Origin of the sequence: Azohydromonas sediminis (assembly GCF_003574675.1) — a bacterium.
GTDB lineage: Bacteria > Pseudomonadota > Gammaproteobacteria > Burkholderiales > Burkholderiaceae_C > Calidifontimicrobium > Calidifontimicrobium sediminis.
The window spans coordinates 1-12595 of sequence record NZ_QOAZ01000009.1; the positions used below are offsets into that span (position 1 = coordinate 1).

The 12595-nt window shown below is 73.2% G+C and carries 10 protein-coding genes; 4 read left to right on the top strand and 6 right to left on the bottom strand.

The features are described 5' to 3' along the window. Both DRV96_RS06910 and DRV96_RS06915 read right to left on the bottom strand, forming a co-directional pair. Nucleotides 1-377: transposase (locus DRV96_RS06910; RefSeq protein WP_473199544.1), on the bottom strand; the 377-nt coding region annotated here is incomplete at its 3' end. Between the two features lie 61 nt (nucleotides 378-438). Beyond that, entirely contained in the window at nucleotides 439-2307 is a 1869-nt protein-coding gene (locus DRV96_RS06915; RefSeq protein ID WP_119289250.1) for a phosphoenolpyruvate carboxykinase (GTP), read from the bottom strand. Between the two features lie 247 nt (nucleotides 2308-2554). Between DRV96_RS06915 and DRV96_RS06920 the strand changes: the two genes are divergently transcribed. Further along, nucleotides 2555-3151: an MOSC domain-containing protein gene (locus DRV96_RS06920; protein ID WP_119289253.1), complete on the top strand. Its 597-nt coding sequence runs from the start codon at nucleotides 2555-2557 to the stop codon at nucleotides 3149-3151. On the opposite strand, the gene DRV96_RS06925 is transcribed toward DRV96_RS06920, so the two are convergent. Continuing rightward, a complete protein-coding gene (locus DRV96_RS06925; protein WP_119289255.1) occupies nucleotides 3145-4200 on the bottom strand; it encodes an AbrB family transcriptional regulator in 1056 nt (351 codons plus the stop codon). The two genes, DRV96_RS06920 and DRV96_RS06925, sit on opposite strands and share 7 nt — an antisense overlap. Beyond that, a complete protein-coding gene (locus DRV96_RS06930) occupies nucleotides 4197-5288 on the bottom strand; it encodes an alkene reductase (RefSeq protein ID WP_119289257.1) in 1092 nt (363 codons plus the stop codon). The genes DRV96_RS06925 and DRV96_RS06930 overlap by 4 nt, the downstream gene beginning before the upstream one ends. A gap of 77 nt (nucleotides 5289-5365) precedes the next feature. Between DRV96_RS06930 and DRV96_RS06935 the strand changes: the two genes are divergently transcribed. The 3 genes from DRV96_RS06935 to DRV96_RS06945 are packed head-to-tail and all read left to right on the top strand — an operon-like array spanning nucleotide 5366 to nucleotide 9370. Further along, a complete protein-coding gene (locus DRV96_RS06935; protein WP_119289259.1) occupies nucleotides 5366-6217 on the top strand; it encodes a 23S rRNA (adenine(2030)-N(6))-methyltransferase RlmJ in 852 nt (283 codons plus the stop codon). A gap of 31 nt (nucleotides 6218-6248) precedes the next feature. After that, nucleotides 6249-7445 (top strand): CaiB/BaiF CoA transferase family protein, encoded by a 1197-nt coding sequence (locus DRV96_RS06940; protein ID WP_119289260.1) that lies wholly within the window; start codon nucleotides 6249-6251, stop codon nucleotides 7443-7445. 5 nt (nucleotides 7446-7450) lie between these two features. Continuing rightward, nucleotides 7451-9370, top strand: a complete 1920-nt coding sequence (locus DRV96_RS06945) for a PhoX family protein (protein WP_119289448.1) — start codon at nucleotides 7451-7453, stop codon at nucleotides 9368-9370. Nucleotides 9371-9417: 47 nt separating this feature from the next. On the opposite strand, the gene DRV96_RS06950 is transcribed toward DRV96_RS06945, so the two are convergent. Next, nucleotides 9418-11358: a chorismate-binding protein gene (locus DRV96_RS06950; RefSeq protein WP_119289451.1), complete on the bottom strand. Its 1941-nt coding sequence runs from the start codon at nucleotides 11356-11358 to the stop codon at nucleotides 9418-9420. 65 nt (nucleotides 11359-11423) lie between these two features. Continuing rightward, entirely contained in the window at nucleotides 11424-12566 is a 1143-nt protein-coding gene (tgt, locus tag DRV96_RS06955) for a tRNA guanosine(34) transglycosylase Tgt (protein ID WP_119289261.1), read from the bottom strand. Between the last annotated feature and the right edge of the window lie 29 nt (nucleotides 12567-12595).

The window sequence follows — 12595 nt, forward strand, 5'->3', positions numbered from 1 at the left end:
AGCCGCGCCAGCTCGCGTCCACTGCCCACGCCTTCGAGCGTGGCGTACAGCCACAGCGCAAACAGGATGCGCGGGTCGATCGCCGCGCGTCCGGCATTGCTGCCGCGCGCCTTGATCGCATCGGTCAGCCGGCTCAGGTCCTGCCGCTCGACGTAGCCCCATACCAGCCGCGCTCGGTGGTCCTCGCCCAGCAGCGACTCCAGGTCCGATGCCCGCAGTTCGATCTGCTTGCGGTTGGGCTGCAGCAGCCGCGGCGGCTGCGCGCGCAGCGCAAAGGCTCGCGCTTGCGCGGCGGCCTGCGCTGCTTGCTCATCGACGGGCGCCAAGTCCTCGAACAAAACCCCGGCCACGCTGTCTTGGTGCTTCGGATCGCTCATGCCCAACAGCAAGCCAGAGACATGCCAGCACGAGGGCAGCGGACGAAAAACTCTCACGCTCTCAGGCGGCCAGGCGTTCTTCGAGGCGCTGCTTCGTCGCCGTGAGCTCGGCCGGCACGCGGCTGCCGAGCTGCTCGAACAGCGCGTCGTGCAGCTTCATCTCCTGCGCCCACGCGGCGTGGTCGATGCCGATCACCGCCTCGAAGCGCTCGCGCGGGAACGGCAGGCCGGTCCAGTTCAGGTCCTCGTAGCGCGGGCTGATGCCGAACAGGTGCTCGGCGCCGCCGCCCTCGCCGCGCACGCGCTGCACGATCCACTGCAGCACGCGCATGTTCTCGCCGTAGCCGGGCCAGACGAACTTGCCGTCGGGGCCCTTGCGGAACCAGTTGACGCAGAAGATCTTCGGCAGCGTGTGGCCGCTCTCCTCGAGCCGGTGCTCCATCTCGAGCCAGTGCCGGAAGTAGTCGCCCATGTGGTAGCCGCAGAACGGCAGCATCGCGAACGGGTCGCGGCGCACGACGCCGGTGGCGCCGGCCTGCGCGGCGGTCGTCTCGCTGCCCATCGTCGCGGCCATGTAGACGCCTTCCATCCACGTGCGCGCCTCGGTGACGAGCGGCACCGTCGTCGAGCGGCGGCCGCCGAAGACGAAGGCGTCGATCGGCACGCCCTCGGTGCTGTCCCAGTCGGGGTCGAGCGCGGGGTTGTTGGTGGCGGCCACCGTGAAGCGCGCGTTCGGGTGCGCCGCGGGGCGCGGCTTGCCGTCGGGGCCGGGGTTGGCGCGGGCGATCTCGGGCGTCCAGTCGCGGCCCTGCCAGTCGATCAGGTGCGCCGGCGGCGTGTCGGTCATGCCCTCCCACCAGACGTCGCCGTCGTCGGTCAGCGCGACGTTGGTGAAGATCACGTCGTGCGTCAGCGACGCCATGCAGTTCGGGTTGGTGTGGACGTTGGTGCCCGGTGCGACGCCGAAGTAGCCCGCCTCGGGATTGATCGCGTACATCTTGCCGTCGGCGTGCGGCTTGATCCACGCGATGTCGTCGCCGATCGTCGTCACCTTCCAGCCCTCGAAGCCGGCCGGCGGCACGAGCATCGAGAAGTTGGTCTTGCCGCAGGCGCTCGGGAACGCGGCGGCGATGTGGTACTTGCGCCCCTGCGGGTCGGTCACGCCGAGGATCAGCATGTGCTCGGCGAGCCAGCCCTGGTCGCGGCCCATCACCGAGGCGATGCGCAGCGCGAAGCACTTCTTGCCCAGCAGCGCGTTGCCGCCGTAGCCCGAGCCGTAGCTCCAGATCTCGTGCGTCTCGGGGTAGTGGACGATGTACTTGGTCTTGTTGCACGGCCACGGCACGTCCTTCTGGCCGGGCTCGAGCGGCGCACCCACCGTGTGCACGCACGGCACGAAGTGGCCGTCAGTGCCGAGCTGGTCGAGCACCCGGCGGCCCATGCGCGTCATCACGCGCATGCTGACCGCGACGTACGCGCTGTCGGTCAGCTCGACGCCGATGTGCGAGATGTGCGAGCCCACCGGCCCCATCGAGAACGGCACGACGTACATCGTGCGCCCGCGCATCGCGCCCCGGAACAGCGCGTTCGGGCCGGTCTGCAGCGTCGCGCGCATCTCGGCCGGCGCGACCCAGTTGTTCGTCGGGCCGGCATCGTCCTGGCGCTCGCTGCAGATGAAGGTGCGGTCCTCGACGCGCGCGACGTCGCTCGGGTCGCTGCGCGCGAGGAAGCTGCCCGGGCGCAGCGTCGGGTTCAGGCGCTGCATCGTGCCGGCGGCGACGAGCTGGTCGCACAGGCGGTCGTACTCTTGCTTCGAGCCGTCGCACCAGACGATGTCCTTCGGCTGCGTCAGCGCGGCGATCTCGCTGACCCACGCGATCAGCTTCGCGTGCTTGACGTGGTCGGGTGCGTTGACGGCGGCGTGGCTCATGGTGTCTCCGGAAGTCGGGGTAAGCGAAATGGGGTCAATGCCGTGGCGCAGACCGCGACGCTGACCTCATGCCGCTCGGCCCGGGGGCGACGGTTACAGTGAGGGACGCCCCGAACCGCCAGGGTGCCGGGGCGCCGATTGTCGGCGCAGTGTAATGGCGCCGTAACCACCCCGACCCGGGGTCGGCCACGGCGCAAACGGGCGCATCCGGCAAAGCAGTCGTGCGTTTTTCGTGTCCAATCCCGCCATGAGTCACGGCACGCACCGATACGTGGTCAGCATCAACGTCGCCGCCGCCCGTGTGATCGAGATCGGCGGGCGGCGCGTCGCCAGCGCGATCGGCAAGCGCCCGGTCGACGCGCCGGTGGCGGTGCACGCGCTCGGGCTGGACGGCGACGAGCAGGCCGACCTGACGGTGCACGGCGGGCTGGCCAAGGCGGTCTATGCGTACCCGGTCGAGCACTATCCGGTGTGGCGCACGCTGCGCGCGCAGGCGCGCGTCGCGCTGTGGGACGAGCCGCTGCCGCCCGGCGCGTTCGGCGAGAACCTGACGCTGGCCGGCCTGCTCGAAGCAGACGCGTTCGTCGGCGACCGGCTGCGCTTCGAAGGCGGCGTCGAACTCGCCGTCAGCGAGCCGCGCCATCCCTGCGCCAAGTTCGACGCCGCGATGGGCTTCCGGCACGCGTCGAAGATGATGGCGCAGTCGGGGCAGTGCGGCTTCTACCTGCAAGTCGTCGTGCCGGGCACGCTCGAGGCGGGCGAGCGCTTCGTCGTGCGGCCGGGCGAGCGCGCGGTCAGCATCGCCGAGCTGTTCCGCGCCCGCGTGCGCCCTGGCCGCTACTGAAGGCGCGGCGCGCGGCGCGCGATCCAGCGGTACAGCAGCGGCGCCGTCAGCAGCACCGCGACGTAGCGCACGACCTGGAACGTCGTGACCACCGGCACGCCGAGCTGCAGCACCTTGGCGGTGATCGACATCTCGGCGATGCCGCCCGGCGACGTGCCCAGCATCACGGTGGCCGGGTGCAGCCCCGCCAGCCGCGCCAGCGCCCACGCGAACAGCCCCGACGCGGCGATCATCGCCAGCGTGCCGCCGGCCACCGCGCCGAGCCAGCGCGGCGACTCGCGCGCGAAGTCGCCCGAAAAGCGCGTGCCGAGCGCGACGCCGATGAACAGCTGGCCGGCTTCCGAGATGCCGCGCGGCAGCGCCGAGCCGCCCGCGCCGCTGGCCGTCAGCGCGACGGTGCCGGCCAGCGCGCCGAGCACCCACACGTTGGGCACGCGCAGCGCTCGCAGCGCGGCCACGCCGGCCAGCGACGCGGCGGCCAGCAGTGCCAGCCCGCGGGCGTCGACCTGCGCGACGGCCGGCAGCGCCACGTCGGCACCGCGCAGCCCGGCGAACTGGAACCCGAACGGAATCACCGAGACGACGAGCAGGATGCGCAGCGAGTGCGCCGCCGCGACGTGGTCGACGCGCGCACCGTGGCGCTCGCCGAGCACCGCCATCTCGGACGCGCCGCCGATCGTCGCGGCGAAGAACGCCGTCGCGCGCGCGCCCGGCTCGCCGCCGAGGGTGGCCCACAGCAGGCGGTAGAACGCCCAGCCGATGAACAGCGCCCACGCGACGCCGGCGGCCAGCGCCGGCGCGAGCGCCGCGACGGCGCGCATCACATCGGGCGTGAAGTACAGCCCGAGCGCGACGCCGATGACCCACTGGCCGACGTGGCGCAGCGGCGTCGCTGCCGCCACCGGCACGCCGGCCATCGCGAGCGCCGCCGTCGTGAACAGCGGCCCGAGCATCCACGGCAGCGGCAGGTGCAGCTGCTGCGCGAGCCAGCCGGCGGCCACGGCCACGCCGAGCGTGGCCGCGACGCGCCACGGGCGGCTCGCGTTCACGCGCGGTCCAGCGTCGGGTAGTCGGTGTAGCCGGCCGCGCCGCCGCCGTACAGCGTCGCCTTGTCGAGCGCGTTGAGCGGCGCGTCGAGCTTCAGGCGCGCTCCGAGGTCGGGGTTGGCGATGAAGGTCCGGCCGAACGCGACGAGGTCGGCCGCACCCGACGCCACCGCGTCGAGCGCCATCTGGCGCGTGTAGCCGTTGTTGACCATCCACGCGCCGGCGAAGCGACGGCGCAGCGCCGCGTAATCGAACGGCGCGACGTCGCGCGCGCCGCCGGTCTGGCCCTCGATCACGTGCAGGTACGCGAGCTCGAGCGGCGCGAGCGCGTCGACGGCGGCTTCGAACAGCGACTGCGGGTCGCTGTCGAGCCCGGCGTCGTTCGACGGCGTCACGGGGCTCAGGCGCAGCCCGGTGCGCCCGCCGCCGATCTCGTCGGTGACGGCCGTCATCACCTCGACGAGCAGCCGGATGCGGTTCGCGATCGGGCCGCCGTAGGCGTCGCTGCGGTCGTTGATGCTGTCGCGCAGGAACTGGTCGATCAGGTAGCCGTTCGCGCCGTGCACCTCGACACCGTCGAAGCCCGCGTCCATCGCCAGCCGCGCCGCGCGCCGGTACGCGGCGACGACGCCGGGGATCTCGTGCGTGGCCAGCGCGCGCGGCGGCGAGCACGGCGCGAAGCCGCCGTGCAGGTAGGTCTTCGCGTTCGCCACGCGCGCCGTCGACGACACCGGCGGCGCGCCGCCCGGCTGCAGCGACACGTGCGACACGCGCCCGACGTGCCACAGCTGCACGACGATCTTCGCGCCGCGCGCGTGCACGGCGTCGGTGACCTGCCGCCACGCGGCGGCCTGCTCGGCACTGTGCAGCCCCGGCGTGTCGACGTAGCCGTGGCCCTCGGGGCACACCGGCGTCGCCTCGGTGACGATCAGCGCGGCGCCGGTCGCGGGGTCGGCGCGCTGCGCGTAGTACTGCGCCATCAGCGCATTGGGCATCTGGCCCGGCGCGCGGTTGCGCGTCAGCGGGGCCATCACGATGCGGGTGGCGAGCTCGAGCTCGCCGACGCGGATCGGGTCGAACAGCGTGGGCATGGGGTCGGGTCGGGGCGGCAAAGCCCGCGAGCGTACCCGCAACCCGCGTGCCGCGCGCGGGCGGGCTACAGTGCGCCATGCTCGCCTACCGCCACGCCTTCCACGCCGGCAACCACGCCGACGTGCTCAAGCACGTCACGCTGGTGCACGTGCTGCGCCACATGGCGCTGAAGGACAAGCCGTACACGCTCGTCGACACGCACGCCGGCGCCGGCGGCTACTCGCTCGAGGGCGACTACGCGCGCAAGAAGGGCGAGTACGAAACCGGCATCGCGCGGCTGTGGGGCGCCGCCGACCTGCCGCCGCCGCTGGCCGACTATGTCGACCTCGTGCGCGCGTTCAACGGCGGCGGTGCGCTCGCGCAGTACCCGGGTTCGCCGGCGCTCGCGCAGATGCTGCTGCGCCCGGCCGACCGCCTGCACCTGTACGAGCGCCACCCGACCGACCACCGCATCCTCGCCGCGTTCCTCGCCGAGCGGCCGCACACCGAGGTCCGGCTCGCCGACGGCTTCGCCGCGCTGGCCCGGGAGCTGCCGCCGCCGTCGCGGCGCGGCGTCGTGCTGATCGACCCGAGCTACGAACTGAAGACCGACTACGCGGCGACGCTGGCCGCGCTGCGCGAGGCGCTGCAGCGCTTCGCGACCGGCACCGTGATCGTCTGGCACCCGCAGCTGCAGCTCGTCGAGGCGGCGCAGCTGCCGCGGCGGCTGAAGGCGGCGGCCAAGGACGCGCCGAAGGGCTGGCTGCACGCGACGCTGCACGTGTGCCCGCCGCTCGAAGGCGGCTTCGGGTTGACGGGCAGCGGCGTGTTCGTCGTCAACCCGCCGCACACGCTGCACGCGGCGCTCGCGCAGGCGCTGCCGGTGCTCGTGCAGCGCCTGGGCCAGTACCCCGGCGCGCGCTTCGCGCTCGACCACGCCGGCGGCTGAGAGCCGGCCGGCGCCGGCCTACCATCGGCGCATGGACACCGCCTCGACGACTGCGACGACCGCCCCGCCGCTGGCGGGCCTGAAGGTGCTCGAACTCGGCCAGCTGATCGCCGGCCCGTTCGTCGGCAAGACGCTGGCCGACTTCGGCGCCGACGTGATCAAGGTCGAACCGCCCGACGGCGACCCGCTGCGCCTGTGGCGCCTGCTGCACGACGGCACCAGCGTGTGGTGGCAGGTGCAAAGCCGCGGCAAGAAGAGCGTCGTGCTCGACTTGCGCACCGACGAAGGACGCGACGCGGTGCGCGCGCTGGCCGCCGAGTGCGACGTGCTGATCGAGAACTTCAAGCCCGGCACGATGGAGAAGTGGGGCCTGGGCTACGACGCGCTCGCCGCCGCCAACCCGGGGCTGATCATGCTGCGCATCAGCGGCTACGGGCAAAGCGGCCCCTACCGTGACCTGCCCGGCTTCGCGGTCGTCGCCGAGGCGATGGGCGGGCTGCGCCACCTGATGGGCGAGCCGGGACGGCCGCCGGTGCGCGCCGGCGTGAGCCTGGGCGACACGCTCGCGGCGCTGCACGGCGTCATCGGCGTGCTGCTCGCGTTGCAGGCGCGGCAACGCGATGTGTCGCCACAGGCGCCCAAAGGGCGGGGCCAGGTCGTCGACGTCGCGCTGTACGAGTCGGTGTTCAACTGCATGGAGAGCCTGCTGCCCGAATACAGCGCGTTCGGCGCGGTGCGCCAGCCGGCCGGCTCGGCGCTGCCCGGCATCGCGCCGTCCAACGCGTACCGCTGCGCCGACGGCATGGTCGTGATCGGCGGCAACGGCGACTCGATCTTCAAGCGGCTGATGCGCGCCGTCGAGCGCGCAGACCTCGCCGACGATCCGGGCCTTGCGACCAACGCGCTGCGCGTGCCGCGCGTGGCCGAGATCGACGCGGCGATCGAGGCCTGGACCGCGCAGCGCCCGGTGGCCGAGGTCGTCGCCGCGCTGCAGGCCGCCAGCGTGCCGGTCGGGCGCATCTACACGGTGGCCGACATCGCCGCCGACCCGCACTACCGCGCGCGCGGGATGATCGAGCGCGTCACGCTGCGCGACGGCCTTGCGCTCGAGGTGCCCGGCGTCGTCCCGAAACTGTCACGCACGCCAGGGACGATACCGGGGTTGGCGCCGGCGCTGGGCGAGCACACCGAGGCCGTGCTCGCGGCGCTGCGCCGCCAGTCGGAGTGAGCGCGATGGCCAAGGATTTCGCGGCGATGGAGGACAGCAACCGCTCGTCCAACCCGAGCATCCACGACGTGTCGGACCCGGCGCGGCGCACCGTGCTGCGCGGCGGCCTGGGGCTGGCCGTCACCGGCCTGCTCGCGCCGCTGGGTGCGGGCACGCTGGCCGGCTGCGCGACGGCCGGCGGCACGGCGCCGCCGCTGCTGGGCTTCAAGGGCGTGCCGGTGTCGACCGCCGACGCCGTCACGGTGCCCGAAGGCTACGTCACGCAGGTCATCGCCGCGTGGGGCGAGCCGGTCGGCGTGGCCGGTGCGATGCCGGCGTTCCGCTTCGACGCCGGCAACACGGCGGCCGAGCAGGCGCTGCAGCTCGGCATGCACCACGACGGCCTCCACTACTACCCGCTCGACGGCAGCCGCCGCGGCCTGCTCGTGATGAACCACGAGTACACCGACGACGGCCTGCTGCACCCCGACGGCATGAAGACCTGGGGCGCCGAGAAGGTGCGCAAGGCACAGGCCGCGCACGGCGTCTCGGTGATCGAAATCGAGTGGAAGGACGGGCGCTGGCAGCAGGTGCGGCCGTCGCGCCACGCGCGCCGCATCACGGCCGCGACGCCGTGCGCCTTCAGCGGGCCGGCCGCCGGCCACGCGCTGCTGCGCACTGCGGCCGACCCGGCAGGCCGCATCGTGCTCGGCACGCTGAACAACTGCGCGAGCGGCAAGACGCCGTGGGGCACCTACCTGACCTGCGAAGAGAACTTCGCCTTCTACTTCAAGGGCCCCGAGCGGCCCGACGCGCACCAGCGCCGCTGGGGCCTGCGCCCCGGCGACCCGGTGGGCTACCGATGGCACGAGTTCGACGAGCGCTTCGACGCGTCGAAGCACCCGAACGAGCCGAACCGCTTCGGCTGGGTCGTCGAGATCGACCCGCTGGACCCGACGATGACGCCCGTCAAGCGCACCGCGCTCGGCCGCGCGGCACACGAGGGCGCGACGGTCGCCACAACGAAGGACGGGCGCGCCGTCGTCTACATGGGCGAGGACGCGCGCTTCGAGTACATCTACAAATTCGTCACCCGCGACCGCATCCGCCCCGGCGGCTTCGCCGCCAACCATGAGCTGCTCGACCACGGCACGCTGTATGTCGCGCGCTTCGACGCCGACGGCTCCGGGCGCTGGCTGCCGCTCGTGCACGGCCAGGGGCCGCTGACGGCGGCTGCCGGCTTCGCCGACCAGGGCGAGGTGCTCGTCAAGACGCGGCAGGCCAGCGACCTGCTCGGCGCGACGAAGATGGACCGCCCCGAGTGGATCGACGTCGACCGCGACGGCTGGGTCTACTGCACGCTGACCAACAACAGCAGCCGCGGCGGCGCGGGCCAGCCGGCGGTCGACGCCGCGAACCCGCGCGCAAACAACACGATGGGCCACATCATCCGCTGGAAGGAAGACGGCGACTTCGATGGCACGACGTTCCGCTGGAACCACTTCGTGCTCGCCGGCGACCCCGCCAACGATCGCGCCGACGCGAAGGGCAACGTCAACGGCGACGCGTTCGCGTGCCCCGATGGGCTGTGGGTCGACGCGCGCGGCGTGCTGTGGATCCAGACCGACATGAGCACGTCGGCGATGGGCAAGGGCGACCTCGCGCGCCTGGGCAACAACCAGATGCTCGCCGCCGACCCGAAGAGCGGCGAGGTGCGCCGCTTCCTCGTCGGCCCGGTCGGCTGCGAGATCACCGGCGCGACCGCGACGCCCGACGGGCGCACGATGTTCATCAACATCCAGCACCCGGGCGAGACCCCGAGCGAGCGCAGCGACCCCGACCAGCCGCGACGCATCAGCAACTGGCCCGACTTCCGCGCCGACGGCCGGCCGCGCAGCGCGACCGTCGTGATCCGCAAGGCCGACGGCGGCGTGATCGGAACCTGAGGCCGGGCGCGAAGACCGGCGGTCGCCGGCCTTCGCGCCGCGCCCGGTCAGCGCCGATCGAAGGCCTGGCGAACGGCCGGAAGTCCGTGCGCCGTCAGCTGCGCGGGCACCACGCCGCGCAGCGCATTGCCCACCGCCCAGGCCTGGGCGTGCAGCACCTCGTCGACGGTCAGCGGGCGCTGCGTCACCGGCGCCCCGGCCAGGCCCTGCGCGAGCACGCGTGCGCGGCAGGTGCCGGGCAAGGCGCCATCGGCCAGCGGCGGCGTGAACCAGTGCCCGTCCCGCCGCACGAACAGCGTCGAGCGACCACCCTCGACGACGCGGCCGGCCGCGTTGACGAACAGCAGGTCGAACAGGCCCTGCGCCTCGGCGTCTCGGACCGCGGCGTCGTAGACGGCACGGTGCGTGGTCTTGTGTGCGGCCAGCGCGTTCGCAGCCGGCAGCAGCACTTCGGCCCAGCCCAGCCGCACGCGTCCCTGCGCATCGACCGCCAGCGGCGGCAGGGGCGCGCTGCGCGGCGTGAGCCGGCCATCGTGCGCCAGGTCCAGCCGCAGCCGCCAGGGGCCGGCGTCGCCGCTGGCCGCCAGCGCGGCGAGTTCACGGTCGATCAGCGCGCGCGCGGCCGCTGCGTCGAAGGCGAAGCCCAGCGCGCGTGCGCTGTGCGCCATGCGCGCCAGATGCTGCTCGACGTGCAGCGCGACGGCCCGCCCGCCCGGGGCCGGCCCCGCCTCGGCGCGCAGCGTTTCGAACAGGCCCAGACCGGGGTCGATCCCGGTCAGGAAGCGCGCCTTGATCCGGCATTCCTCGGCCTCGTCGTCGGCCACGCTGTCGAGCACGATGCCCGCGCCGACGCCGGCGACCAGCGCGCGCGTGCCGTCGGCGGCCTCGGCCGCGAGCGTGAGCGTGCGGATCGCCACCGACAGCGCGAAGTCGCCCAGCGCCGGCCCCGGCGTCGGCGCGATCCAGCCGATGGCGCCGCAGTACAGGCCGCGGCGCTGGGCTTCGAGGCGGCGGATGCGGTCCATCGCCGCCAGCTTGGGCGCGCCGGTGATCGAGCCGCACGGGAACGTCGCGCGCAGCAGGGCCGGGAAGTCGGTCTGCGGACGCAGGCGGGCGCGCACGGTCGAGGTCATCTGCCACACCGTGGCATAGCGCTCGAGGCTGAACAGTGCCGGTACCTGCACACCGCCGGTCACCGCGATGCGGCCGAGGTCGTTGCGCAGCAGGTCGACGATCATCACGTTCTCGGCGCGGTTCTTCGCGTCGCGCTGCAGCGCCTGCGCGGCGGCGGCATCGTCGGCGGGATCGGTCCGCCGCGCGGCGGTGCCCTTCATCGGCCGCGCCGTCACCTCGCCGCACCGGCCGGCGAGGAACAGCTCGGGCGAACAGCTGAGCACGTGCGTGACGCCGCCGTGCCCCGCCGTGGGCGGCAGCGCGATGAAGGCGCCGTAGCCGACGCGCTGGCGCGCACGCAGACGCCGGTACAGCGCCGCCGGGGTCCCGAACGCGCGTCCGTTCAGGCGGTAGGTGTAGTTGACCTGGTAGACCTCGCCGCGGCGGATCGCCTCGTGGAGGGCTGCGATCGCCGCGTGGAAGCCGGCGTCGTCGACGTCGGCGTGCAGGTCGAGCACGCCGGCCGGGTTCGGTGTCGGCGCGCCACCGTCGAGCTGCTGCAGGAAGGCCTGCATGCCGGCCTCGTCGAGCCAGCGCAGCTCGCGAAACATCAGCAGCCGCAGCGCCCCGGGCCCAGCCACCGGCAGCCCGGCGCGCTGCAGCCGCGCGCCCCACTCGTAATCGGCCAGCACGACGGCATGCAGGCCGGCCGCCAGATCCCGCTGTGCGCCCGCCCAGCAGTCGGCCAGCGTCGCCGGGTCGTCGCAGGTGTGGGTGCGCTCGTGGCCGAGGTACAGGCGCGAAGCCGCCACGCCGCCGTCGGCCGTGGCCTGGGCGTCGTCGAGCAGCGCGAAGACCTCCGGCGGCGCCGGCATCGCGTTCATGTCAGCGCGGGCCGCAGAGCGGGGCGGGGCGAGGCCATGGCCGACGTCGTTCCTCGTCAGTCGACGCCGCGCGTGCGCTCGGCCGCAAAGCGTGCGCGGAACGCGGGGAAGGTGCCGGCGTCGAGCGCGGCGCGCACCTCGCGCATCAGGTTCAGGTAGTAGTGCAGGTTGTGGATGCTGGCCAGCATCGGCCCCAGCATCTCGCCGCAGCGGTCGAGGTGGTGCAGGTACGCGCGGCTGAAGTGCGTGCAGGTGTAGCAGCGGCAGCTCTCGTCGAGCGGACGCGGGTCGGCCTTGTGCTTGGCGTTGCGGATCTTCAGGTCGCCGAAGCGCGTGAACAGGTGGCCGTTGCGGGCGTTGCGCGTGGGCATCACGCAGTCGAACAGGTCCACCCCGTGTGCGACGCCGTCGACGAGGTCTTCCGGCGTGCCCACGCCCATCAGGTAGCGCGGCTTGTGCGCCGGCAGCCGCTGCGGCGTGTGCGCGACGATGCGGCGCATGTCCTCTTTCGGCTCGCCGACGCTGACGCCGCCGATCGCATAGCCGGGCAGGTCGAGCTCGGCGAGTGCCGCGGCCGACGCTTCGCGCAGGTGCTCGTACATGCCGCCCTGCACGATGCCGAAGAGGGCATTCGGGTTGCCCAGCCGCTCGAACTCGGCCTGCGAGCGCCGGGCCCAGCGCAGGCTCAGCTCCATCGACGCGCGCGCCTCGCGCTCGGTGGTCACGTGGCCGGCGGTCTCGTACGGCGTGCACTCGTCGAACTGCATCACGATGTCGGAGTTCAGCACCGTCTGGATGCGCATGCTGACTTCGGGCGTCAGGAACAGCTTGTCGCCGTTGACGGGCGACGCGAAATGCACGCCTTCCTCGGTGATCCGGCGGCCCTTGCCGTCGGCGCCGCCGAGGCTCCAGACCTGGAAGCCGCCGCTGTCGGTCAGGATCGGGCGACTCCAGCCCTCGAAGCGGTGCAGGCCGCCGAAGGCGCCCAGCACGTCGAGTCCCGGGCGCATCCACAGGTGGAACGTGTTGCCGAGGATGATCTGCGCGCCCATCGCCTCGAGGTCGCGCGGCAGCACGCCCTTGACGGTGCCGTAGGTGCCCACCGGCATGAACTGCGGCGTCTCGACGACGCCGTGGTTGAGCGTGAGCCGCCCGCGGCGCGCGTGGCCGTCGGTGGCGAGGATCTCGAAGCGCAGCATCCTCTGTATTGTCGCCGTCGCGGCTCACG

Bases quoted from the DNA above. Each gene is read 5' to 3' on its own strand.
- DRV96_RS06945 (WP_119289448.1), top strand. From the start codon at position 7,451: ATGGCCAAGGATTTCGCGGCGATGGAGGACAGCAACCGCTCGTCCAAC.
- DRV96_RS06920 (WP_119289253.1), top strand. From the start codon at position 2,555: ATGAGTCACGGCACGCACCGATACGTGGTCAGCATCAACGTCGCCGCC.
- DRV96_RS06930 (WP_119289257.1), bottom strand. From the start codon at position 5,288: ATGCCCACGCTGTTCGACCCGATCCGCGTCGGCGAGCTCGAGCTCGCC.
- DRV96_RS06950 (WP_119289451.1), bottom strand. From the start codon at position 11,358: ATGCCGGCGCCGCCGGAGGTCTTCGCGCTGCTCGACGACGCCCAGGCC.
- DRV96_RS06915 (WP_119289250.1), bottom strand. From the start codon at position 2,307: ATGAGCCACGCCGCCGTCAACGCACCCGACCACGTCAAGCACGCGAAG.
- DRV96_RS06940 (WP_119289260.1), top strand. From the start codon at position 6,249: ATGGACACCGCCTCGACGACTGCGACGACCGCCCCGCCGCTGGCGGGC.
- DRV96_RS06935 (WP_119289259.1), top strand. From the start codon at position 5,366: ATGCTCGCCTACCGCCACGCCTTCCACGCCGGCAACCACGCCGACGTG.
- tgt (WP_119289261.1), bottom strand. From the start codon at position 12,566: ATGCTGCGCTTCGAGATCCTCGCCACCGACGGCCACGCGCGCCGCGGG.